Annotated in this window: 22 protein-coding genes and 4 tRNA genes; 13 read left to right on the forward strand and 13 right to left on the reverse strand. The window is 40.7% G+C overall.

The window, feature by feature from the left end; all coding sequences use genetic code 11:
- From H5182_RS19615 to murB, 8 genes are all read right to left on the reverse strand, one after another.
- The coding region (locus H5182_RS19615) for a GTP-binding protein (protein WP_246175643.1) at positions 1-161 on the reverse strand (161 nt) is incomplete at its 3' end.
- Between the two features lie 134 nt (positions 162-295).
- Positions 296-371, reverse strand: a tRNA-Thr gene (locus tag H5182_RS19620).
- 12 nt (positions 372-383) lie between these two features.
- Positions 384-458, reverse strand: a tRNA-Gly gene (locus tag H5182_RS19625).
- Positions 459-503: 45 nt separating this feature from the next.
- Positions 504-588 (reverse strand) — tRNA-Tyr (locus tag H5182_RS19630).
- A gap of 39 nt (positions 589-627) precedes the next feature.
- Positions 628-703 (reverse strand) — tRNA-Thr (locus tag H5182_RS19635).
- A gap of 120 nt (positions 704-823) precedes the next feature.
- Entirely contained in the window at positions 824-1519 is a 696-nt protein-coding gene (locus H5182_RS19640; RefSeq protein WP_145242748.1) for a type III pantothenate kinase, read from the reverse strand.
- Entirely contained in the window at positions 1516-2508 is a 993-nt protein-coding gene (gene birA / locus H5182_RS19645) for a bifunctional biotin--[acetyl-CoA-carboxylase] ligase/biotin operon repressor BirA (protein ID WP_182760479.1), read from the reverse strand. Before birA ends, H5182_RS19640 begins: the two co-directional genes overlap by 4 nt.
- Positions 2505-3515 carry a UDP-N-acetylmuramate dehydrogenase gene (gene murB / locus H5182_RS19650; RefSeq protein WP_182760480.1) on the reverse strand — a complete coding sequence of 337 codons (1011 nt, stop codon included), beginning with the start codon at positions 3513-3515 and terminating at the stop codon, positions 2505-2507. The genes birA and murB overlap by 4 nt, the downstream gene beginning before the upstream one ends.
- Before the next feature lie 143 nt (positions 3516-3658).
- Here murB and H5182_RS19655 point away from each other — a divergent pair, with 143 nt between their 5' ends.
- On the forward strand, positions 3659-5503 hold the full coding sequence (locus H5182_RS19655; RefSeq protein ID WP_182760481.1) for a M1 family metallopeptidase: 1845 nt from the start codon (positions 3659-3661) through the stop codon (positions 5501-5503).
- Positions 5504-5569: 66 nt separating this feature from the next.
- Here the strand turns inward: H5182_RS19655 and H5182_RS19660 are convergent, their stop codons facing one another.
- The gene (locus tag H5182_RS19660; RefSeq protein WP_182760482.1) at positions 5570-6208 is read right to left on the reverse strand and encodes a DUF2057 family protein; all 639 of its coding nucleotides are present in this window, start codon (positions 6206-6208) and stop codon (positions 5570-5572) included.
- Between the two features lie 89 nt (positions 6209-6297).
- Here H5182_RS19660 and H5182_RS19665 point away from each other — a divergent pair, with 89 nt between their 5' ends.
- The 4 genes from H5182_RS19665 to H5182_RS19680 all read left to right on the forward strand — a co-directional run bounded on the left by H5182_RS19665 (position 6298) and on the right by H5182_RS19680 (position 10260).
- Positions 6298-6669, forward strand: a complete 372-nt coding sequence (locus H5182_RS19665; RefSeq protein ID WP_145242738.1) for a histidine triad nucleotide-binding protein — start codon at positions 6298-6300, stop codon at positions 6667-6669.
- Between the two features lie 227 nt (positions 6670-6896).
- Complete coding sequence (locus tag H5182_RS19670; protein ID WP_145242736.1) at positions 6897-7553, forward strand: response regulator transcription factor; 657 nt, start codon at positions 6897-6899, stop codon at positions 7551-7553.
- 135 nt (positions 7554-7688) lie between these two features.
- Positions 7689-9845 (forward strand): ATP-binding protein, encoded by a 2157-nt coding sequence (locus H5182_RS19675; RefSeq protein ID WP_145242734.1) that lies wholly within the window; start codon positions 7689-7691, stop codon positions 9843-9845.
- 61 nt (positions 9846-9906) lie between these two features.
- Entirely contained in the window at positions 9907-10260 is a 354-nt protein-coding gene (locus H5182_RS19680) for a 2OG-Fe(II) oxygenase (protein ID WP_145242732.1), read from the forward strand.
- Positions 10261-10266: 6 nt separating this feature from the next.
- On the opposite strand, the gene H5182_RS19685 is transcribed toward H5182_RS19680, so the two are convergent.
- Positions 10267-11685 (reverse strand): mannose-1-phosphate guanylyltransferase/mannose-6-phosphate isomerase, encoded by a 1419-nt coding sequence (locus H5182_RS19685; protein ID WP_182732559.1) that lies wholly within the window; start codon positions 11683-11685, stop codon positions 10267-10269.
- Between the two features lie 172 nt (positions 11686-11857).
- Here H5182_RS19685 and H5182_RS19690 point away from each other — a divergent pair, with 172 nt between their 5' ends.
- Positions 11858-15130, forward strand: coding sequence for a methyl-accepting chemotaxis protein (locus H5182_RS19690; protein WP_182760483.1), 3273 nt, complete (start codon positions 11858-11860; stop codon positions 15128-15130).
- A gap of 108 nt (positions 15131-15238) precedes the next feature.
- Complete coding sequence (locus H5182_RS19695; RefSeq protein ID WP_310736256.1) at positions 15239-15724, forward strand: DUF4124 domain-containing protein; 486 nt, start codon at positions 15239-15241, stop codon at positions 15722-15724.
- Positions 15725-15726: 2 nt separating this feature from the next.
- Here H5182_RS19695 and H5182_RS19700 read toward each other — a convergent pair whose 3' ends face one another.
- Positions 15727-16842, reverse strand: coding sequence for an aminotransferase class V-fold PLP-dependent enzyme (locus H5182_RS19700; RefSeq protein WP_182735769.1), 1116 nt, complete (start codon positions 16840-16842; stop codon positions 15727-15729).
- Between the two features lies 1 nt (position 16843).
- The gene (locus H5182_RS19705; protein ID WP_404936225.1) at positions 16844-18022 is read right to left on the reverse strand and encodes a monodechloroaminopyrrolnitrin synthase PrnB family protein; all 1179 of its coding nucleotides are present in this window, start codon (positions 18020-18022) and stop codon (positions 16844-16846) included.
- A gap of 137 nt (positions 18023-18159) precedes the next feature.
- Between H5182_RS19705 and H5182_RS19710 the strand changes: the two genes are divergently transcribed.
- The 4 genes from H5182_RS19710 (at position 18160) to H5182_RS19725 (ending at position 23914) form a co-directional block, all read left to right on the forward strand.
- Positions 18160-18618, forward strand: a complete 459-nt coding sequence (locus H5182_RS19710) for an Lrp/AsnC family transcriptional regulator (protein ID WP_182732562.1) — start codon at positions 18160-18162, stop codon at positions 18616-18618.
- A gap of 73 nt (positions 18619-18691) precedes the next feature.
- A complete protein-coding gene (locus H5182_RS19715) occupies positions 18692-21418 on the forward strand; it encodes a CHASE domain-containing protein (RefSeq protein WP_182760485.1) in 2727 nt (908 codons plus the stop codon).
- On the forward strand, positions 21408-22772 hold the full coding sequence (locus H5182_RS19720) for a carboxylesterase (RefSeq protein WP_182759054.1): 1365 nt from the start codon (positions 21408-21410) through the stop codon (positions 22770-22772). Before H5182_RS19715 ends, H5182_RS19720 begins: the two co-directional genes overlap by 11 nt.
- Positions 22772-23914: a GNAT family N-acetyltransferase gene (locus tag H5182_RS19725; protein ID WP_182760486.1), complete on the forward strand. Its 1143-nt coding sequence runs from the start codon at positions 22772-22774 to the stop codon at positions 23912-23914. The genes H5182_RS19720 and H5182_RS19725 overlap by 1 nt, the downstream gene beginning before the upstream one ends.
- Here the strand turns inward: H5182_RS19725 and H5182_RS19730 are convergent.
- Entirely contained in the window at positions 23911-24501 is a 591-nt protein-coding gene (locus H5182_RS19730; protein WP_149983352.1) for a DUF938 domain-containing protein, read from the reverse strand. The genes H5182_RS19725 and H5182_RS19730 overlap by 4 nt on opposite strands.
- A 198-nt stretch (positions 24502-24699) precedes the next feature.
- On the opposite strand from H5182_RS19730, the gene H5182_RS19735 reads away from it, so the two are divergent.
- Together H5182_RS19735 and H5182_RS19740 are read left to right on the forward strand one after the other, a co-directional pair.
- Positions 24700-24879 (forward strand): hypothetical protein, encoded by a 180-nt coding sequence (locus H5182_RS19735; protein ID WP_145242712.1) that lies wholly within the window; start codon positions 24700-24702, stop codon positions 24877-24879.
- A 98-nt stretch (positions 24880-24977) separates the two neighbouring features.
- Positions 24978-25343, forward strand: coding sequence for a hypothetical protein (locus H5182_RS19740; protein ID WP_259398283.1), 366 nt, complete (start codon positions 24978-24980; stop codon positions 25341-25343).
- Position 25344: the final 1 nt, after the last annotated feature.

The following is a 25344-nucleotide window of genomic DNA, read 5'->3' on the forward strand; positions in this document are numbered from 1 at the left end:
GGAGCGTTATCGATTGATGCGAAATCTTTAGCAACACCGCCGTATACTTTTGCAAGTACGTTAGTGATTGCTGCAGTTAGGGTAGTTTTACCGTGGTCAACGTGGCCGATTGTACCTACGTTTACGTGCGGTTTTACGCGTTCAAACTTTGCTTTTGCCATGACGGAACCTATCAGTTTTGTGTATCTAGATTACATATGAAAATAATCCACCAGAGGTAGATTAAGTTAAATTTTTCAAATTTCAAATAGTATTTTCTGACAGATAAAGGAAGTAATCAAGAAGATTCTAAGACTGGTGCTGATAGGCAGAGTTGAACTGCCGACCTCACCCTTACCAAGGGTGCGCTCTACCAACTGAGCTATATCAGCAACACCAGAAACTGGAGCGGGCAGCGGGAATCGAACCCGCATCATCAGCTTGGAAGGCTGAGGTAATAGCCATTATACGATGCCCGCGTTAGCAACCTGTTCTTAAACTACCTCTAACCGTCAAGAATAAAGTGGTGGAGGGAGCTGGATTCGAACCAGCGAAGGCTGAGCCGTCAGATTTACAGTCTGATCCCTTTGGCCGCTCGGGAACCCCTCCACGATAATTCTTTACTAAACACTTTCGGTAAAAGGAAAGTGGTGCCGACTAACCGAGTCGAACGGTTGACCTACTGATTACAAGTCAGTTGCTCTACCAGCTGAGCTAAGTCGGCACTGCTTTAGTACGGGGCGAGATATTAGAGGAAGGTTGGTGGTGATGCAACAAGAAAATTAAAAAAAATGTGATTTTATGTGCCGAACGCTCACAAATCAGGCAAAACAGCCTGTTTTTGTTAATTTTTGCTCAATTCATACCAGTAATTGAGCCCCTTCATCACTAATTGCGGATCATAAATCGCGTCTAAAAATTGCGCTTTCAATAATGCACCATAGCCACCAGCAAAAATTAGTTGAGGTTTTTTATTGGTTAAATGTAATTTTGCTTGTTCAACAGCCCCTAAGGTTGCCACTAGCGCGCCATTTTTTAAACCATTAGGTGTGTTTACACCCAGCTCATTCGCAAAAGGCGTGTTGGCATCATCAAAAACACGCTGCGTATTCTGTGTTAATGAGCGTGTCATGAGATCAAGGCCAGGTAATATCCAGCCACCCAAATGTTGTCCTTGTGCTGTAAGTACATCAATTGTTGTGGCTGTGCCTGTGTCTATCACGATGCAATCTTGTTGCGGCCATAATTGAAAAGCAGCAATTAAACCAAGCCAGCGATCAATACCTAAATTACTAAATTGTTGATACGCACAGCTAAGGTTACTCAATTGTTTAGTCACTTTCGCTTCAAAACATGGCACCTGAAATGCCGATGCTTGTGCTAATAGTCCATTGAGTTGCTCATTTTTACCGACACTTGCATAAACCAGCTCGTTAATTTGCCGCCAAGGTAGCGCACTAACATCACACGGTTTGATTTCGCCTTGCAGGCATAGCGCTGCTTTAAGTGCTGTATTACCTACATCGATTAATAATCTCATTGAACTGCCTTGCGTAGTGAAATTTCACCACCGTAATAGCTTTTAACCTCACCATCTTGGCGAATACGAATACCACCTTGTGGATCTATGCCTTCACAGATACCACGCCAGCTTCTATGCCCAGTATTTAACTCCACACACTGTCCTGCAAAGGCGTTGAGTTCGTTCCACTGCTGATACATGTCATGCAAGCCAGTTTGACTGTACTGCGCTAATCGTTGCTCAAGGTGGTATGTTAAATGTGCCACCAGCTGATTTTTATCAATCTGTTGGCTATGTTGGCTCAAATCAGTCCACGCTTGGTCGATTTGCTGGCTGTAGCTTGTGGGCATTTGCAAATTAATACCAACGCCTATTACGAGCTGACATGGTCCTTGTGGCTGACCATCTAATTCGACCAAAACACCTGCGAGCTTTTCTTTATTAAGATAAATATCGTTTGGCCACTTGAGTTCAATATCTAACTGATACAGTGCTTTTAACGTATCGTAAACAGCTAAGCCTACTGCGATAGACATACCCATTGCGGCTTGCAGCCCGTCATCTAAGCGCCAGAAATAACTATAATACAAGTTCGCACCAAATGGAGACTGCCAAACGCGTCCGCGTCGCCCACGCCCTGCTTGCTGCATTTCCGCGACGACGACAGTGCCTGAATCTAGTGTTTGTTTAGCCGTAATACGGCGCATTAACTCACTGTTGGTCGAATCAATGATCGGATGCACTTCGATATGTGCCGTACTGGCGTTCAAGCCTTGATAATATTGCTGGATCTTATTTTGCTCTAACAAGCCCACGGAGTTATTAAGGCTATAACCCTTACCGCTAACTTTAAAAATATCCAGCCCCATCGCTTGTAAACTTTGCATATGTTTACTCACTGCGGCGCGACTAATGCCAAGTTGCTCACCAAGTAATTGCCCAGAGATAAAGCCCCCCTGATTGAGCGCATTTAAGATTGCTAATTTATTACCATCCGGCGCCTTCATGCTAACTCCCCTAAACCGATATGGCATTCAGTATCATTATTCATCAAGCGAACTTCATGCTGTAAGCTTATTTGATAACGTTGCCATATTTGCTGCTGGATATGTTGAATCATTTTAATTAGGTCACTGCCTTCACTGCCACCATGATTAACTAAAACTAACGCTTGTTGCTGATGCACTTCAATTCCTGCGATACGGTACCCTTTTAACCCTGCTTGTTCTATTAACCAACCGGCAGCTACTTTATGGTGGTGTTCATCATAGTAATAATGAGGCAACTGCGGATACGCGACGAGCAATTCGCTAAGTAACTGGTTTTCTATAATTGGGTTTTTAAAAAAGCTTCCGGCATTGGCAAGTATGTAAGGATCCGGTAATTTGCTGTTACGAGTTTTAATCACTTGCTCAAAAACCGTCTGCGCCGTTACCGACTCAAGCTGCTGTAAAGGACCATAGCTTAACTCTGGCTGCCAAAGTTTTGGTAATGCCAATGCAACGCAAGTGATCACTGCTTTATTTTTTAATTGATGCTTAAAAATAGACTCTCGATAGCTAAACTCGCATTGTTGACAACTAAGGCGGATGAGCTGCTTAGTGGCGATATCAAAATATTCTACGTATTCAATAAATTTTGCCAGCTCTACACCATAGGCACCAATATTTTGTACCGGTGCTGCGCCAACTGTACCGGGGATCAAAGCAAGATTTTCAAGCCCAGGCATCCCTTGTTTGAGCGTATATGCAACAAGCTGATGCCAGTTTTCTCCTGCAGCAACTTCAAGTAAGTAATCATTGTCGCGTTCAATGATGGCGATACCGGTAGTCGCCATTTTAATTACAGTGCCTTGATAATCGCTTAAAAATACCGTGTTACTACCTTCACCTAAAATGCAAAAAGGGCTATCAAACGTCAGTAGCTGTAATTGTGTAAGGTCAGTTATTTCGCACAGTTGTGAACACTGGCTCGGTAAAGAAAATGTATGAAAAGCTTGCAAAGAGAGAGCCACAAAATGCCCCAAAGGTTAATCGTCACTAATCGCAATAGTGTAACCTATCGTCGCAAAACGCGCATCAGATTGTAAAAATTGCTCAACCCTGATGGTCAATCATGATATAAAACCTGCACTTTTTATTTCCGTCCAGGGTCAATATGAAACTTAAACCGCTTTTTTTAAGCCTCGCTATGGCAGGTATGTGCTCTCAAGCAATGGCCAGTGCCATTGATCAAAATTCCTATGCTAATCTTGATGATGTTATTACTACACACTTAAATCTTGATTTAGACGTTGATTTTGCTGACAAGCAGTTAGAAGGTTTTGTTGAGCATACGTTACAATGGCAAAATGCCGACAGCAAAACATTGGTACTTGATACCCGTGACTTAGATATTGATAAAGTAATGTATCAAGATCAAACTGGTGGCTGGCATAAAGCAAAATTTACCCTTGCTGCACGTGATGACGTTAAAGGCTCAAAGTTAACTATTACTTTTAAAAACCAAGCAGCAAAAGTACGCATTTACTACAATAGCCGCCCAGAAGCATCAGGCTTACAATGGTTAACACCTGAGCAAACAGCCAGTAAAACTCATCCGTTTATGTACAGCCAATCGCAAGCAATTCATGCTCGTAGTTGGATCCCAGTACAAGATACACCAGCGATGCGTGTAACTTACTCGGCACGTATTCATACACCTAAAGATGTTCGTGCGGTGATGAGTGCCGACAACAAAGATGCACTTTATAAAGATGGCGATTACATTTTTGATATGCCTCAAGCAATCTCTCCTTACTTAATTGCGATTGGCGCTGGTAATCTAGAATTTAAAGCTATGTCACGCCAAACTGGCATTTTTGCTGAACCAACCATTTTAGATGCATCAGTTGCTGAATTTGAAGACACGCAAGCGATGATCGATAAAACAAGTACCATGTATGGTGAATATGCTTGGGGGCGTTATGACCTCTTAATGTTACCGCCGAGCTTTCCTTTCGGTGGCATGGAGAATCCACGTCTGTCGTTTATCACTCCAACGGTTGTTGCTGGCGATAAAAGCCTAGTTAACTTAATCGCTCATGAGCTTGCTCACTCTTGGTCTGGCAACTTAGTAACCAATGCTACATGGGAAGACTTATGGCTGAATGAAGGTTTTACCTCGTACGTTGAAAACCGTATTATGGAAGAAGTTTATGGTCGTGACCGTGCGGTTATGGAGCAAGCGCTTGACGCTGCGGGCCTGCGTGCTCAACTTAAAACTATTGCAGCGCCAGATACTCGCCTTAACTTAAAACTTAATGGCCGCGATCCGGACGATGCATTCAGCTCAGTGCCATATACTAAAGGCCAGCTATTCTTAATTTACCTTGAAAACAAGTATGGTCGCGACAAGTTCGACCCATTTGTAAAAGCCTATTTTAAAGAGTTTTCATTCAAATCTTTGACCACCGCAGAGTTTGTTACTTACTTAAAAACGAACTTAATTGAACAGTATCCAGGTGTTGTTAGCATGGATAAAGTAAACGAGTGGATTTTTCAGCCTGGCTTACCGAGCGATGCACCAAACCCAACCTCAGATGCATTCGATAAAGTAGATAGTGCAACAGCAGCATGGTTAAAAGGTGAAACAACAGCCGCACAACTTCCTACGGCAAATTGGACTGTGCATGAGTGGTTACACTTTTTAAATAACTTACCACGTGATTTAAGCCTAGATAAAATGGCGATGCTAGACAGCGAGTTCAACCTTACACAATCAACTAACGCAGAGCGTGCTTTTGCTTGGTTTATGCTTGCGGTTGGCAATGGCTATCAACCTATCTATCCAGCACTTGATAAACACTTATCAGGTATTGGCCGTCGCAAATTAATCGTGCCGCTATACAAAGCTCTGATTACTAATGGTAAACGTGAATGGGCACATGAAGTATACCTAAAAGCGCGCCCGGGCTACCACCCACTTGCGCAAGGTACTATTGACGACTTGTTTGCTAAGTAATAGCTAAATAACGAAAATTAAAAAGGGCGATTTATTCGCCCTTTTTGCTATCTATTTTAATCAGTGCTATTTATTTTTAGTGACTTTATCAATGAAAGCTTGCCGCTCTTGAGCACTGGCTTGTTGCCACCAAAAATCTAACATGGCGGCAGCACTAGGCGCATTACCTGCATTAGGTGCAGGGCGAGAAACTGGAGCTTGTAAATTAGCAGCCATCGGTGCAGCTCTGGTTGCTGATGCTGCTGTTGGTGCTACTTGCACTGTCGCAACTTGAGAGTTAATACTACTTGTCAAATCGGGCTCAGCTATAATGACTAGCGGCGTGCCTAATGACGCCCCTTTTGCTTGTAAGCTCACTTGTGGCGCTTCTGCAAAAACTTCTGCTGCTACCGCATTATCAGCACGGTTAAACACCACATCATAATCTGTATTGGCAGCAATGGTCATCGTCACCCAAAATGGTTCTGAGTCGATAACTTGATGCTCATCGTAACCTTGCTCGTACAAATCGGTGTATTTAAGTTTGAGCTGATATACGCCAGGAACCAGCTCGACTTCATCAACACGGTTGAAAAATGAATGCTCAATTTTCTTATCGCCCACTTGTAATGGCACTATTTCTTCAGGAAAATTGACGGTTTCGGCCACGCTTGTCGCACTCAAAAATAATGACACAATACCGCTTAATAATAAATGTTTACGCATAATAGCTCCTTGTTGTTTGATTTCAGTTTGACACTGCAGGCAAAGTTTGTCATTAGTGACTTTAGTACAACCGACAAAGAGCCCTTTAAATGAGCCAAGAAACTATTTTTACTAAAATTATTAACCGCGAGATCCCAGCTGATATCATCTACGAAGATGAGCTTAGTTTAGCGTTTAGAGATATCAACCCACAAGCCCCTTTTCACGTGCTGATTATCCCGAAAAAAGCGATTGCGACCATCAATGATATTACCGAGCAAGATGCGCCAATTGTTGGCCACCTGTATGTGGTTGCTGCAAAAATAGCGAAACAACAAGGCTTTGCAGAGGATGGTTTCCGCGTGGTAATGAATTGCAATGAACATGGCGGGCAAACTGTTTATCATATCCATTTACATATGCTAGCAGGTAAAATAATGGGGTGGCCACCTTACCAAAATAAGACTAAAGGTTTACTTTAAACGGCTTAACTGTAAATATTTGTAAAAAAAATTAACTTTGAAAGAAAATGTTATTTGCTATTAATTTCAAATTGTTACAAAGTTTTTTAAATGTATCTTTTATGACGAATACGATAAACGTTATAAAACTATGTCTATCTTACCCTAAAGTAGGAAATTTCTAATACTAAAGGGGCGGATTGCATGTTAGGATTGATTAGTCAACTTTATTCAAGAGTATAGTAAGTATGAGTAGTTCTGCCTTTTTGTTACTAGATCTAGAGCCAATTAATACAATTGGTATTAATGTATTAGAGCCTTTATTAAAAACCCAAGGGCTCAATGTTACTACCGGAACAAATATATCTGACGTTCCTGAGGGAACGCGTTTATTGTTTATCGAAACATCAAGCCAAGACGCTTGGGGGAAATTGAAAGAGCAATTGGTCAATCTACGTATTAAGTGCGATATCGTATTATTCAACTTAGACGAAAATCCAGAACTAGCTAATCGTGCATTGTTAAGCGGTATTCGGGGTGTTTTTTATACTACCGACAATGCTGATGTGCTAATGAAAGGCATTCGTTTATTACTCGAAGATCAGCTGTGGTATCGTCGTGATATCATGTGTAACGCATTAAACCGTATGTTGCAGTTCAATAAAGACGCATTACATAAGCTCACTGACGGTGATATTGAACCTGTAAAATTAACTAAACGCGAAAAAGCAATTATCTCCTTAATGAGTAACGGCTCTAAAAATAAGGAAATAGCTGAAGCGTTAAGCATTAGTCCACACACTGTAAAAACTCATTTATACAGCGCATTTAGAAAGACAAAATGTCGTAATCGTATTGAATTATTATCGTGGGCACAACAAAATATTCCGGACGAAATTCGCTAATCTAGTAACTCTTATTTTAATATTAAAACAGGTACTTTGTGCCTGTTTTTTTTGTTTATTCTAGAGCGCGATATTTGCTAACAAATGCAATTGCCATTATTCTAAACTCGTCATCCTGATCTGCTTGGAATATGAATGCTCGACTCCCTCACGCTCTACTCTGCCAGTGCCGCCATGATGGTCGTCATGGCACTACTCAACTTTTTAACTTGGCGCGCCAACAAAAACACTCCAGGCACAGTGTTATATATTCTTTATCCTTTAGTGCTATTTATTGCTCTAATGAGCTTTGCCTTACACGGTCGTCTCGATAGCATTATCACTATTGTTCTTGCTAATAGTTTATGGTTTAGCGCGTCCATCATCCATGCATTAGCAATCAGCCAATTTTTAGGTTACCGCGGCAAAGAGTTTCGGTTTTTTGTATTAGCAACCTTGTTTTGCGGAGCATTGCTAATGTACTTTACCGTAGTTGATTCTAACCTTCGTAATCGTATGCTGGCCTCTGATTTACAGCATATAAGCGAAGCACTGTTTTTACTGTACTTATTTATTCGCTTTGCCCGTAAGCCCTACCCCAATGGCAGCATTGTCTATATTTTGATCCTGACCATTATTAGCTGTATTTTTGTCGGTCGCGCTTTTTTAATGGAAGATGTTAACAATTTCACACTGTTAAAAGAAAACTGGTTTAGCGTGACCTTACTGGTTAATGGCGTGATCGCCCCAATGTTTTATACCACCGGGATGGCGTTATTATGTAACGAGCGCAGAGAGCAAAACCTCAATCAGTTAACTAATAAAGCGCAAAAAGATCTTGAAATAAGAGGCTTATTTTTATCTACCATTAGTCATGAAATTCGCACTCCCCTTAATGGTATTTTAGGTAGTGCGCAATTGATCTTAAATCAATCAACAGACCCGCGAGACAAACCTTATTGCGAAGCCATTATAAACTCCGCCGAATCACTTAACTTGTTAGTGGATAAAGTGCTTGATTACGCAAGCCTTGACCAACACAACGAAGCACTTTATGAAGAGGACGTAGAATTTAAAACTTGGTTGCATAACTTATGTTTATTACTTAGTCCATTAGCCGAGCAGAAACGCTTAAAGTTTGAGTTAATTTATAACCTCCCAGAGCAAGCTTGTTATTACTGCGACCAACAAAAACTTCGGCAAATCATCATTAACCTCGTTGGTAATGCGATTAAATTTACCGACAAAGGTGAAGTTAAAATTCGCGTAGAGTTATTAGAGGAGCGCCAACTTGAACATCATATTCGTATTAGTGTAATTGACTCGGGGCCTGGCATTGAAGATGATGAAATAGAATACCTTACAGAGCCATACGTACAAAGTAGCGCAGGTAAAGAAAAAGGCGGAACAGGCCTAGGCCTTGCTATCACCAGCCGCCTACTAGCCAAACTGGGCTCCCAACTTGATATTACCAGTGAGTTAGATAAAGGCAGTTCGTTTAGCTTTGATATCACGCTTGTGCTTGGCGAACTCAGCCTTGTTGAACAGCGCCATCAATCAAAAGATTATTTAACTGGATTAGATGTATTACTGGTCGAGGATTTAGATTTAAATCAAAAAATAGCCATAGAATTTATGGCTGATGATGAGCATAAAATCAAGCTCGCCCGCGATGGTAAAAGTGCTATTAACCTGATGCAAGAGTACCACTTTGATGTTGTGCTATTAGACATGAACCTGCCAGATCTGACTGGCCAAGAAGTACTTAAAACCCTCAAAGGTATGGAGCATAAAAATCAACGTACCCCAGTACTCGCCTTTACTGCCAGTTTAAGCCCTGACGAAATCAAAGAGTATTTCTCATTAGGAATAAAAGACATTGTTGGTAAACCAATTAAACAACAAAAATTACGCCAAGCATTAAGTGATTCACAAAGCAGCCATGCACCCAGTATTGCCGTTGAGCTGAGTGATGTTTTATATGACAATACCGCAGCAGACACATTAAAAAGCTCTTTTAGTGAAGACGAGATTTCGTCTATTTACAACGAGTTTGTATTATCCGCACGCAACAAGCTGATCCGTGCTCAACAATTATTAGACGAAGATAAAGAACAATGTATTAAGCTGCTCCATCGCCAAGCAAGCACCGCTTTACAACTCGGTTTTAACCGCTACGGCATAGAGTTAAAAAAAATAGAACGACGCTTACTCGACAACAAACCGCTTAAAGAGTCACTCACAGAAGCATTGGTGTTATGGCAAAATAGCCTTGAGCAGTATTTAAAGTATGTCAGGGAGCAGATGAGTTGACGAATTGGCGAGTTGGCGAGTTGGCGAGTTGGCGAAGTTAAAGTAATAAGGAAAAGATACAATGGCTATTTTTAAAAATTTATTTCGCTGGCAGCGTGGCAGGCAAGATTCGGGCTATGACAAAATGCTTCTGTGTGGCGCCCATTGGCCAGTAAAGTTTGATACTTATTTAATTAAGTTTCCCGTTGGTAGTGAAATAAAGCCCCATACAGATAAAGTAAAAAAAGGTAAGCATTTTCGTTTAAATCTCATTATCAAACGTGCCCAACTGGGCGGTGAGTTTATGTGCGAAAACACCTTATTTCAAAGCCAGCGTATAAAACTATTTAGGCCCGATATAACTCAGCATGCAGTAACCAAAATAGAAAAAGGTAGTCGTTATATATTAAGTATTGGCTGGGTTAAAAGCGATTAATCTTCACTATTTTCTACCATACTGATCGTCAAAACGTTCAATATCCGTTTCATCTAAAACGCTGCCAGTTTGTACTTCTATAAGAATAAGTGGCTCATTTTGCGTGTTTGCTAAACTGTGAATGTGACCGGCGGCTATATAGCAAGATTGATCGGCAGTAAGCCTGTGTGCTTGGCCATCAATACGCACATCAGCAATGCCAGAGACGACAACCCAATGCTCAGCGCGGTGCTGATGGCGCTGCGTTGAAAGTTTGCCAGCTGGGCTGACAATAATTTTTTTCACTTTAAAGCCGGTGCCTGCAATTAACACTCGGTAACTACCCCACGGTCGATACACGGCTTGATGATGGATCAATTTATCACCGTGCTTAACGGCTAATTGCTTTAATAGTTCCGGAAGCTGCTCTAATTGGCTTTTGCTCGCGACTAAAGTTGCATCATGGGTGTGAATAATCGCTAAATCACTCACCCCAAGAGCTGCGATACTATGACCTTCTTCACCGCTGAGCAAGTTGTTATGGCTATGTAAAACCACGTCATCGGTGCTTAGGCTATTGCCTTGCTCGTCTTTATCGGCACTTTGCCATAGCGCATTAAAACCGCCGACATCATTCCAATTCAGCGCTAAAGGCAGCACCGCCACATTTGGGCTGCGTTCTAAAATAGCATAGTCGATTGAATCACTTGGACAGTTTTTTAAGACTTCATTATTGGCACGGGTAAAACCTAAGTCACCACTGAAATTGGCGGCTGCTGCAATGCAACTGGCGATTTTTGGTGCAAAACGCTCAAGTTCAGCAAGGTATGCGCTAGGAGTGAATAAAAACATTCCACTGTTCCAGCTATATTCGCCACTGGCAAGATATTGCTGTGCTAATAGTAGACTGGGCTTTTCTTTAAATTGATCAACTTCATAGCAGTTTGAAGATGCTATTTTAGTGCCATTTTTAATATAACCGTAACCGCAATGGGCTGAGTCTGGCTCAATTGCAAAGGTAATTAACTTGCCCTGTTGCGCCAAGCTTATCGCATCAGGAAGTTGCTCTATTAACAACTCAAAGTTATCAATATGATGATCGGCTGGAATCACTAATAAAGGTTTATCAAGCCCTTGCTGTAATGCATATTGTGCTGCCAATGCGATGGCGGGAGCAGTATTTTTGCCATCAGGCTCTAATAGTAACGCCATGGTTGCAACACCGATTTGCTGGCATTGGCTGCTGACAATAAAGCGATGCTGTTCATTACAAACCAAAATCGGATCAGTAAAACATGAGTCAGAGACTCTATTTAAGGTACTTTGCAATAATGACTCATCTCCCAGTAAAGGTAAAAACTGTTTTGGCATAGCTTGGCGCGATAATGGCCATAACCGCGAACCGATACCACCGGCCAATACAACTGGAATAATGGAGTTTTTCATAGCAAACACACTTAAATTTGAATGCCCGTAGTTTAACAGAGTATAGCGAGTGCATTACAGCAACTAAAAAATCTATTTTTCGTCATCGACTCGCTTTTAATTCAAGCTGTTCTACACTAAATCTTAATTACCTATATTAGGTTTACAGCTTTGCTTTGATAAGGATGTTGTTATGGCTAACCAAACCCGTTCATTCGGAAATTTTGTACGTAATATTGGCTTGACTAAAAAGCTTGTTATTGCCTTTTTGCTCGTTGCATTAATTCCCTTGGCGATAGCCATCAGTCTTGCACTGTATAACTCGGCTACTGCTTTAAATAAACAAACTTATGCTCAATTAGAAGCGGTTAGTGAAATTAAAAAAAGCGCCATTGAAAGGCATTTTGCCGATATACATGCGCAATTATTATTTTTAGCACAAAGCCCTTTACTCCACACCGCAGCAGATGAACTTAGCCGTGCATTTAAAGAGCCCTATACAACATCTCTCGACAGCACCGCAGAGCAACAGCTGGCAGATTACTATCACAACGACTTTAATACTAAATACCGGCTTAAAAACGAAGACAAATTGCCAACTTCTGAGCTGCTTTCCACACTTTCACCCACGGCTAAATATTGGCAATCACAATACCTAGCAGATAACCCATACCCACTTGGCGAGAAAGCAAAATTAGTACAAGCAAGTGCTGATAATAACTACAATTTACTACACAGCAAATACCATAGTTTTTTACTAAATTTTGCGCAAAAATTTGATTTTTATGATGTCTTTATCATCGACAATCGCAGCGCTGAAGTAGTTTACTCTGTTTACAAAGAAGTTGACTTTGCCACTTCTTTACTCGATGGACCTTATGCTAATAGCAACCTAGCATTGGCATTCAAACAAGCAAAAATGATCAATGAAGATGAAATAACCTTTGTCGATTATCAGCAATATTTGCCATCTTATAATGCACCAGCCAGTTTTATCGCCACCCCAATTTATAACCAAGGCGTACATACCAGCACCTTGATTTTTCAACTATCCATTGATGCCCTAAATGTCATTATGACTGAGCGGGCTGGCTTAGGTACAAGTGGCGAGACATATTTAGTCGGACCTGATTTTTTAATGCGTTCTGATTCCTTTCTCGACCCCGAAAACCGCTCAGTTGTAAATTCTTTTCGCTATCCAAGCAGAGGTAAAGTAAAAACGCTGGCAACTGAGCTTACTCAGCAAGGTAAAAAAGGTCAGCAAGTAATCACCGATTATAGCGGCTCCTTAGTACTGTCGTCTTATCAACCTATTAACGTATTAGGTATACAGTGGTCATTACTGGCTGAAATAGATAAAAAAGAAGCTTTTGCCACAGTCAGTCATTTAACGACGATTCTCATTAGCACCTTAATCATATCGATCATTGCCATTACTCTGGTCGCTATTTGGTTTGCTCGTTCGCTCACCCGCCCTGTGCAATTACTTGTCGACACAATGCGTCACGTTGAACAAAAAGGTGATTTTTCGGTACGAACGCCAGTGCTTTCGAATGATGAAATAGGTTCATCGGCAAGTGCTTTTAATTGCCTCCTTGATGCGCTGCAAAGCTCTATTTCCCAAACCAATACGGTTATGAATAAAATGGCCGCAGGTGAATTTAACCACCGAATTAGTGCGCCCTGCAAAGGTGAATTAGATTCCTTAAAACAGGCCACAAATAATTGCGCAGACTCGCTAGAGCAAGCAATGAGTGAAATAAATCATATTATAGATGAAATGAGCCAAGGAAATTTTAACAGCCAAATAACAACCCCAATGCAGGGACAGCTGGCCACCTTAAAACAAAATATAAATGGCTCTCTGCAATCGCTAAATAGCACCATTACTGAAATTGTCGGGGTAATGAGCCATATCGAACATGGTGACTTTAAACAACAGGTTACGGTAGCCGCACAAGGCTCTTTGGCACAATTAAAAAACAGTGTGAATAATTCAGTACACAGTTTAGCGGGAGCAGTAAGTGATATCAGTCGCGTAATGAGCGCACTTCACGATGGGAATTTTTCACAACACCTTGAGCAACCTCTACAAGGCCAGTTAGCCACACTTAAAAATGATATCAACGCGAGCGTCGACAATCTCGCGTTAATCATTAAAAATATTAACGATGTTATGGCAGCCGTAAATGCTGGCAACTTTAAACAACAAGTAAATTGCAGTGCCAATGGCCAATTATCAACTTTAAAGCATAATATTAATAACTCAATTATGGGTTTAGACACTGCTGTAAGTGAAATATCAAACGTTATGCTGGCGATCAGTAAAGGTAACTTCGAGCAGACAATCGATAGCGATATGAGTGGCCAACTCAATGTACTTAAAGATGATGTAAATAGCTCTATTAGCAATTTGAGTATTGTTATTGCTGAACTCGCGCGCGTTATGGCAGCTATGCGTAGCGGTGATTTTAATCAACAACTAGAGACAAACATGCAAGGCCAATTAGCGCAGCTGCAAAATGATGTGAACAGTTCTTTGACCATCACCGCAGATGCAATCGCAGAGGTAACTAAGGTATTAAGCGGGCTTGCTCAAGGCAATTTAAATCAACAAGTACAGCAGGATTACCAAGGTGTATTTGCTACATTAAAAGCAGATGTAAATCAAACGATTGAAAAACTTACCAGTGTTATTAGCAGCATCCAAGACTCTGCCTTAAGAGTATCACAAAGCGCCGCAGAGATAGCAGAGAGTAACACCGAAATAAGTCAACGCACTGAAGAGCAAGCAGCCAATTTAGAAGAAGCCAGTGCTAGCAGCAGTAACATGCTAGATGAAATAGCAGCCATTGCTAAGCAAGCTAACGAAGCGGTTAAGCTTGCAGAAAACGCTCAAATGAGCGCAACCGAAGGGGGCGAGCTATCCATACAAACGGTTCATGCCATTGTTGAGGTCAATAATTCCAGTAAGGATATTAATGAAATTGTCTCTGTTATTGATGAAATAGCATTTCAAACCAATTTATTAGCTCTCAACGCAGCGGTAGAAGCTGCCAGAGCTGGCGAGCATGGTCGCGGGTTTGCGGTCGTTGCCAATGAGGTTAGAGAATTAGCTGGACGTAGCGCAACCTCGGCGAAACAAATTAAAACTATAATAAGCAACAGCAACCAAAAAATTAGTCACGGTACCGCCCTTGCTAATTCATCAGGTGAGAAACTAAAGCAAATTGTCAGCGCTGTGGCTGATGTTAACCATATGATAGTGTCTATCAATAGCTCTTCGATTACCCAACAACAGGCAATTAAAGAGGTAGATATTGTGGTACAACGCCTAACAACCTTGATCCAAGAAAACTCAGCGATGACTGAAGAAACCATGGCTGCGGCAAAACAAATGGCAGATCAAGCTAACACTATGCGTCACTTGCTCGGGTATTTTTCACTGCAAAAGGCACCGTTATAAGGAAAATAAATTCACTAATAAATAGCAACGATTAATTGGCGATTCAAATTAACAAACTTGATAAACTAGCTGCACTAGATATTTTAATGCAAATTTAGGGATTCATAAGTGTACTTGCGACAACTTCAGTTAACAATGGTTTGTGCCTTAGCGATGCTGATACCACCAGCAGCTGTGGCTACGGCTGCTTACCAATGCACGGTTGATGGCGTGGCTACCTTTAGTCAACTACCTTGTGGTGACGATGCTAAAGAAATAAAAATTCCACCAACTAATGTGACCCAAGCATCTAATACGCAACAAAGCAAAGATATCATGGCGTCTGTAGATAGTTATGTTGCGATGCAAAAAATTGATCGTGAAATTGCAGTTTATCAACGAGAAATAAAGCAACTTCAAGATACTCTTGCAGAACAAAAAACCAAAATAAACTATATGACGCAAGACTCTGCAAATAAAATGGGTGCAAACTCAATTGCTGATGCGATAGCAAAACGCACAGCACAAGCGGAGCAACGCATTGAGCCGAAAATAAAGCAGTATCAGCAACAAATTGATGCGTTAAAAGCGTTTAAAACGCAACTAAGCCAATAAATTTAGCTTAGGGTTTGTTTAACCACTTTTATTAGCTGTGCTATATCACTACTGTTGTTATAAATATGCGGTGAAACTCGCACCCCATATGCTCGCGCATCGACACTTATATTCGCCTGAGACAGCGCGCTTAATACCGCTGGCTGTTGCTCGCCAAAATTTAAAATAGCTGTACCGCTACGTTTTTCTGGCGTTGTTGGTGACACCAAATATGGCCTAAACTCTGCACTTAATTGTTCAAGTAGCGCCAAGTTGTGCGCTCGCACTGTTGCAACACCTAATTTAGCAAAGTAACCAATGCTATGCCCTGCGAGAACAAATGGCGCAATCGATGGAGTGCCGCCCCAAAAACGCAATGCGCTATCATGATAAGCAAAGTGATGAATATCAAACTCAAATGGATTTTGATGTGAAAACCACCCTACATCTTGTGGTTCGCACACATTTAATTGCGCCTGGCTTACCCATAAATATGCCGCACCGGGACCTGAGCATAACCACTTAACGCTGGAACCAATCATAAAATCAGCATCAACTTGGCTTAAATCTAGAGGCAATACACCAGCTGACTGCGCCACATCAACAAGACTCAAACAGCCTGCGTGCTTACACAGTTGCGTAATTTCAGCTACTGGCGCTTGCTGGCCAGTATTTGAATAAGCGTGACTAATAAATACTAAATCAATATCTGTTTGAATATATTGTTGCCATTGCACGCTATCAGTTAAATCTACGTGTTCAGGAATAAACTTTATTTCAGCGCTACTAGCCAGCGCTTTTTGCATTGCAAACCCCATGCTAGGAAAGTCACTTTGCGCCATCAACACCTTACAATTAGCTTGCCGTAAGCGAGGATGCGACATAACTAACTTTGTTAAAGCGCTCGATAAATTTACTTGTGGGCAAAATTGCCTGCTCGGTGAATTAAACAATGTACTGAGCGCCTGAGTAAAGCGTTCAATGGCTGGCAGCCACTGCTGCCATGGCTCTTTATTACTCGCTTGCCAAGGAGCAAAAAAGTGCTGGTTAAAATCATCTTGGCTGCTTTTCAGTGCACGGCCAACAGAGTGATTTAGCAAGTAACAGCCTGCGGCAAGATTAAAGTCATCTTTGTACATATTAATTACTCACCCATTGCATTAATTGTGCTAAATCATCATAACGAGTTCTTATATCATCACGCTTTGCTGCTGCTCGACGATCTCTTAATTGCTCAAGAGAATCCAATAACACATGCAATGGCGGACCGCTGGCAGTTACTTTATTCATATGTTGCTGTTGCATGTGTTGAGCTGGCTGAGCTATAAACTTACTAACCAGTTGATTATGATGACCTATTGCAGTATCGCCATGCAGCTTACATACTTGTATAAACAACTTGGCATTGGTTTTAAACCACGAGCTATGGCGGGTATCTCCTGCCGCTAAAAAGTCATCCATTATGCTTGGCATACGCATAGACTCTCGCAGAATTTGCTGATCTTCAGGCATCATATATAAAAATTTATCCACCAGCATTTGTGAGTAACTCGGTTCGTTGGCAAAGCATAAACCTAACAGCATATCTATAACGTTAATTCCGGCAAAATCTCCCGCATTGGCTCCACGGTAAACCTCTTTGCCAACCCGATACGGCTTATAGTAAGGACGTACACAGAAAAAGAATCGCTCGGTGTCTAACTGATTATATAAAGCCGTATTCGATTCAATCACATCGACCAACGCCTGCTTGGCAACTTTAAGTAAATCACCGCATAGCGGATGCGAAATACCTAATGGCTGAATTTTTAATAATGCGTCAGCTGCTCGCTTATAGGCTAAAATCCCTTTGGTATTGTAATCAATAAATAATTTTTCATCTGGCAGATCCGTAAAGCGCTTATAAAGGCCATTAATCGCCTTATTATGGGTGGTTAAGTGAGCCGTCGCAAAACGCGGAGTAACCCCAATTGATGCACCAATATGCATGGCTAGTGCCGAGGCCTCGACTAAAGGGGAGGTTGTTTCGCGCGATGGTTCAGTGATCTCATGGCGTCGACAAGCCGCCATAAATAATCCTACATTGCCAAGTAAATCAAACGCACGATCAAATCCTTCATCAGTATTGCCTTCTGCCAGTAACTTACGAATATGCGCATTACCCTCAGCCTCTAACTGATGCTTAAATTGCTCCCCGACAAATTCTACGTTAGCTTTATCTTCTTGTTGCCAATAGATAGCCTCTAGTTGACTATTAATTTCTACAAAGCGGGTTCTGAGCCACTCATCAAATGCCTGGGTATTATTACTCACAGGTATTACTCCATACCAAATTTTATTGCATTTAGGTTAACAGATAACATAGAGCACAAATCAGCAAAACCACTAATAAAAACCCATACAATTAGTGATATTCACTCTATAATCACCATTAAATAAAATTTATTGTCATAGTTATGAGTTTAGATAAAAAAGATCAACAATTACTAACGTTGTTACAAAGCAATGCGCGCACCTCTGTATCAGAACTTGCAACAACTGTAAGTCTATCGGATACCCCTTGTTTGAGACGTATAAAAAAACTTGAAGCAAGCAAGGTGATCACTGGCTATCACGCAGCCTTAAACCCACGCGCACTCGGGTTAAACGTGCTGGTCTATGCGTTTGTGCGGTTGAGCCAAAATTCCGCCAGTGCGGCAAATATGTTTGAAGAACACGTGGAAAAACTGAATCATGTACTGGAGTGCTCTGTCATATCAGGAAGCTATGATTACTTATTGAAGATTATTGCTACCGATTTAGAAAGCTACGAAAGTTTTGTTAAATATAAGCTAGGGAGTATTGATTGTATTGCTAACATTGAGTCTACAGTGGTTTTAAAGCAAACATTTAGCAAAAAGCAGCTACCACTTTAAAAAATAATACTATTTAGTGCCGATTCGCTATACTGAAATATCACTATAAAAATAATATTTAACAAGGATGCATGTGAAGATTTTTCGTTCAACATCCAGTTCTTTTGTTTTTTACATATCGTTTGCTATTGCTTATTTTGCAACTGGTAAGTTATTAACTAATTTTGCCTTTCAATCACAAGTCATCCCTATTTGGCTCCCTGCTGGTATTGCCTTAGTTGGCTGTTTTATCTGGTGGTGGCGTTTTATTCCGGCATTATTTATTGCCTCTGTCGCCTTTAATTTAAGTACCGGTGATAACGCGATCACTGATCAGGTTTTAATTGGCAATACATTACAACAAGTACTGCTAATCGGCTTAGGCGCCGTATTACAAGGCATGATTGGCGCTGCTCTTTTAAAGTACTGGCTAGGCCATCCGCTGTATTTAAAACAACGCCAATCAATTATTTATTTTATTTTTATCGTCGGTATTGTCGTCAGCCTCATATCGGCCAATATTGGAGTCTACGCTTTAAGTCAATTTAATCCCGCTTACAGCATTGATAATCATTGGAAAAATGTTACTTTTTGGTGGTTAGGTGACTCACTCGGCGTGCTGATCGCAACCCCCTTTTTATTGGCGTTATTACAGCCTAAATTTAAACGACACTACGTCACCCCATTGCCAACCATCGCAGTCTGCTCGGTATTATTCGTCTCTGTAGCCTTAACCACTAAGCTATACAACCAAGAGACTTATTCAAATGCGATACAAATTGCCAAGCGTGAAACATCTATCATTGAAAACAGTTTACTGCGCAATTTAAACCTTAGCCAAATAACCGTACAAAGCCTTGCGAGCCAAATCCAATCAACACCGACTTTAAGTCAGCAAGAGTTTGATAGCTACAGTGCCCAATTATTGGCTGAGCATTCATTTATTAAAGCATTTTCATGGAATCGCAAAATTCCCCCAGCTCAGGTCAGTGATTTTAACAAGCAGCTCAATGAAATTTATAATTCATATAACTTTGATCCGAGTATTAAAGGAGCGCCATTATCAAACGACGATCCATTAGTGATTATTACCTATATCGCCCCTTTTGCAGAAAATCAATCCGCTATTGGTTTTAACCTCAATTCTCGTAAAGATCGCCGAGAGACTTTACTCGACCCACGCATCAAAAATCGCCCTGTAGGCACTAAAATAATTCAATTAGTGCAAGCACAAAAACCTGAACCCGCTTATTTATTATTCGCCCCTGTGTATCAACAAAATAATGAAATTGCCTCAATTAAAGGCTACGCAACAGGTGTATTCTTAGTGGAAAACATACTTGCTCAATCGCTTACGCAAGCACAAAATAAGATGTTTAATATCGCTATTTATGAAGCCAATGCTACCAACCCGTTTTATTCAAACGTCGAAAATATGCCGACCAAAAGCAATAAGCTTACAACCATCACGATTAATTTTGCAGGGCAAAATTGGTTGGTTGATTTAACGGTTAAAGATGAGTTTCTACCGCATCAAACCAATCATATGACACTCTTTTTACTTATTTTACAGGTCATAGTAAGCTCACTCATTTTACTGGTATTACTGCTGTTTAATAACCAACATCTTGCACTTTCGCGTTTAGTGGCAGAGCGAACTCGCTCACTAGTTAAAGCTAAAAAGCAATCTGATTTAGCTAATCAGGCTAAAAGCCGATTTTTAGCCAATATGAGCCATGAAATTCGTACGCCGCTCAATGCGGTGATCGGTTTTTCAACCTTAGCTAAAAATGAAGATAGCGCTGAAATCCTCACCGATTATCTAAATAAAATTAATTTAGCTTCTAAATCATTGTTAAGTTTAATCAATGATGTACTCGATATCTCTAAAATTGAATCTCAAAAGCTCACCTTGGAAGTCGCTCCTTTTGATTTAAATGCGCTTCTTGCCCGGATTAGCAGTATGTTCGAACAAAGCGCTGAACAAAAAGGCATTCACTGGAAGGTTGATAACCAATTACCAGCCGATATTTGGTTTGAAGGTGATGTTATGCGAATTGAGCAAATTTTATTAAACTTATGTAGTAACGCCATTAAGTTTACCTGCGAAGGTGAAGTAAGTGTTAGCGCATACTGTAAGGAGATCACCGATAAACGTAGGCAAATTACCTTGGCTATTAAAGACTCTGGCATCGGCATTGCGCCATCAGAGCAAAGTAAATTATTTGATGCATTCACCCAAGCTGATAGCTCAACATCACGTAAGTTTGGTGGCACTGGGCTTGGTTTAACAATCGCAAAAGAACTTAGTTTGCTAATGTCTGGAGATATCAGCGTACAAAGCGAGCCAGGTAAAGGCTCCACATTTACCCTGTCTGTCGAGTTAAATACGTGTGCTGCGCAACAAGTAACGGCAAAGCACACACAACAGCATGTTGATTTAAGCAAACTAAAAATACTGGTTGCAGAAGATAACAGCGTCAATCAATTAGTAATAAAAGCAATGCTTAGCTCTTTAGGGATCACTCCAACACTGGTTGAAAATGGCGAATTAGCAGTAGAGCAAGTTAAAATAAATGACTTCGATTTAGTGTTAATGGATTGCCAAATGCCCATTATGGACGGTTACCAAGCCACCGCCTTGATACGTCAAATTAAAAGTACTGAACAATTACCCGTCATTGCCTTAACCGCTGATGTAATGCCTGAGGATAAAGCCAATGCCTTAGCAATTGGTTTTAATCAGCATCTTGCAAAACCCCTCGAACTCGATAAGCTAACCGAGTGCCTAATCAATTATGTAGATGTTTATGAGCCTTAATGGAATATTACTAACTCTCACTTTATTAACAACCTCTAGCCTTGCTATCGGCCAAACCAACTGCGTTACTCAGTTGACTGATTTAAACTATATTATGAACAGCAAAAAGCAGGGCTTATTACGGTTTGAAAAAAGCAATGCTAATACGGATTTTTCCTATCAAAGTGAGCAAGCATTTAGTGATTATTTAAGCTTTGCATACCAACATATTTTAGCGGCAAACCCTCGCGCATCAATGCCTTGCCCTGTTTTAACTGATACCTATCAGCTTTTAGTTAAACAACAGCAACGTACTAGCCCCCCTAATATAGTTGATCTTATAGCGCCATTTGAATTACGCCAAAATAACAACCACAAAGCGGTTCTATTGATTCATGGGCTTACCGACTCTCCATTTACCTATCATGACTTGGCACAGATTTACTTTCAACAGGGCTATACCGTACGTACTTTGCTGTTACCAGGCCATGGCACCGCAGCTGATGCACTAAGTAGTATTAATGCCAAACAATGGCAGCAAGCTGTTGACTATGCCATCAAGCGCACTATCAAAGATTTTGATCAAGTGATTTTAGGTGGCTACTCTACAGGTGCAGCCCTGTTACTCAATTATCTAACTGTCAAGCCCGCTAACCCAAAAATAACCGCACTGATGCTGTTTTCGCCCGCCACTGAACCACATAATAAAAATGGTTGGCTGGCGAAGTGGATTGATCGTATTCCCTTTGTGAATTGGATAGATAAAGACGCCGATATTGATTTTGCTAAATATGAGTCGTTTCCATTTAATGCCGCAACCGCAGCCGACGATGCTATGCGCTCAATTGCGTTACCAGAACTAATCGAGCGTCAATTACCAAACTTAGCTATTTTTTCAGTAATGAGTGATGTAGATACCACCATTGATACCCGTGCATCGCTGCTATTATTAAGCGCCTTACATGATGTAAAGATACGCCCTGCAAATAGCTTAGATACTTTGGTTTATTACGGTGATAAAACAACCATTACCAGTGATTTTCCAAAAGACTACAGGGTATTAAATCCACAGTGCAAAAATGCAACCTGTAAAAACATTCATGGTATTTCTCATATTGCCGTAGTTAACTCACCTGATAACCCTTACTACGGTATTGCTGGCGCTTATCGCAATTGCGGCAGTTACCTCGATGATGATACTTTGTATAAGCAATGTAAAACGACCGAAAAACCTAATATTGGCGAGCGTACTGCAGAAAATATTGCAGCATTTCCAACCTTTCAACGTCTGACTTACAACCCTTACTTTACTGAGCAAGCACTCTATATAAAACAGTTTATAAAGCAGGTTGAAGGCTCGCAGGGCAATCAATAATGAGTATATTTAGTCACCGCTGGTTAACCAGTATCAGTGCAATAGATGCCGCTGTTTGGCAGCAGTTTTTTGCCGATAATCCATTTACTGATCATGCATTTTTATTTGCATTAGAACAAAGCCAATGCGTATCAGCCGCGTCTGGTTGGCAACCGCAACATTTAGCCATTTACCAAAATGATACTTTGGTGGCATTAGCACCCGGCTATCTAAAAAGTCACTCTTATGGCGAATATGTATTTGATTGGGCATGGGCTGAAGCTTACCAGCAACATGGTTTAGAATATTACCCTAAGTGGTTATCTGGCTCACCGTTTAGCCCTATTGAAGGTCAACGCCTCTCGATTGCACACTCACACCCAGAACAAGTATATCAGTACATTACACAGACTTTAACAGCTCAATGTGAGCAACAAGGTTGGTCTGGCTGGCACATTAACTTTTGCTCGCAACAGCAAGTCTCTCAACTCACACCACATCAAGGTATGCATCGTATTGGCGTGCAGTTTCAATGGCAAAATCAAAACTACGCTACTTTTGACGATTTTTTAGCGCAGTTAACTGCACGAAAACGTAAAGTATTGAAAAAAGAACGTAATAAAATAACCCAGCAAAATATTAGTATTAAATGGCTGCAAGGTGAACAGATAACTAAAGCTGTGATGAGCCAGTTTTGCGAGTTTTATCAACGCACTTATTTAAAACGCTCTGGCCACATGGGTTATTTAAATCATGACTTTTTTATTTTGTTACATGCCTTAATGGCCGATAAACTGGTGATCATGCATGCCATCCATGCTCACGAAGTGGTCGCTGCAACACTGAGCTTTAAAAATAATGACACACTATACGGGCGCTATTGGGGAGCTATAGCAGAAATTGATTGCCTGCACTTTGAGCTTTGCTATTACCAAGGTATTGAATATTGTATTAAACATCAGCTTCAGTGTTTTCACTCAGGTGCGCAGGGCGAGCATAAAATAGCACGAGGTTTTGCACCGGTATTTACTCACTCCGTACATGCCGTAATGGATGCTACTTTTAGTCCTGCGATAGCAGATTACTTACAACGTGAGCGTCAGCATATGCGCATCTATCATCAGCAATGCACTGAATTATTACCTTTTAAGATTGATAACTAATGACGTTTAAAAATCAATAACTGATTATTAGCAGGCATCGCAATATCATCAACAAGCATTAACCCTGCTTGCTCAGCTAATTGCTGTACCCATTCGAAATCACGAATGCCACTTTGGCAGTCTTGCTGATTTAAAAATTCATCAAAACGCTGATTACTTTCACTGGTAAAGTTGCCGTTGTATTTAAATGGGCCATAAATACACACGAGACCTTTTGACGCTAAATGCTTATTAACACCAGTAAAAAATTGCTCAACTAACGGTTTGCTGACGATGTGTAACGTATTAGCAGTATAAATAGCATCAACGGTATTTATTGGCCAAGGGCGATTTAGATCTAACTCTACTGGTGCGTGCAAGTTATCTAGCTTTGCTTCATCAAGCCACTGTTTAATACCATTATGATTAACCAAGCGATCACTGGTATGCCATTGTAAGTGAGGCAAATTAGCAGCGAAGTGCACGCTGTGTTGCCCCGTACCTGATCCCACCTCTAACACACTCTCGACTTGTGCTAAATATGCTGTGATGACGCTTAATATTGGATTTTTATTATTTTCACACGCTTGCGAGAAAGGTTTCGTCATATATATTTCCAAGCATCTCAATACAGATGCACCAAGATTGGTAAAGTATGCCCATTAGTAAAGCAAATCTTGCAACAGATGTCGCTATTAAATAATTAATTTTATATAAAAACTATATAATTCAAAGTAATAAAAAAAATATTGAGCATGGTATGAGTTATGCATTTATCTAATTGAATCAACCAAACGGAGAAGATTATGTATATATCACCTTATACCGCCCTAGACGCTGCAATTGCGGCAAGTGAAAAACCAGTAACAGATAAAATAGGCTGTGATGAACGTGCCACTGTAATTGATTTACTATCGCAAACAAATCAACAAAATCAGGCGTTAATACATGAAACAGACCAAATATTTATTCTTGGCTACAATTAAAAAACTCACCTTCCGCCAATATTTACAATTTGTGACTTGCACCGAAACCGATTAACTGTAATGATAATAATTACCATTACAGTTAATCGGTTTTTCTTATGCATGAACATCACGCTATGCTTTATTATCAACAGCAAATGAAATGTATTTGCCCGCGACCTGGGCTACATGCGCCAGCTTTAGTGGCAAATTACATTGAAGCTGGCCTGAGTGCTGCACGTCATTACGAAAAAAACCACAATCTATTGCTGCAAGAACTCTATCTAAGACGCACTTTCCATGAAATCCTCAACAAAATGTGCGACTCTTTAGTCCATTGTGCAATTCGCAAACAATGTTTAGAGCAACTTTATAAACCGTTACTGGCATTAAAGCGCTTTTATAGAAGTCATAATAGTATCAAGAAATACCTGATACTAGAGCGTGAAGCCCGTATTCTCAGTCACGAATTTAACCCTTTCTAGG

Source organism: Pseudoalteromonas sp. SG44-17, from assembly GCF_014164235.1.
Classification (GTDB): Bacteria; Pseudomonadota; Gammaproteobacteria; order Enterobacterales; family Alteromonadaceae; genus Pseudoalteromonas; species Pseudoalteromonas rhizosphaerae.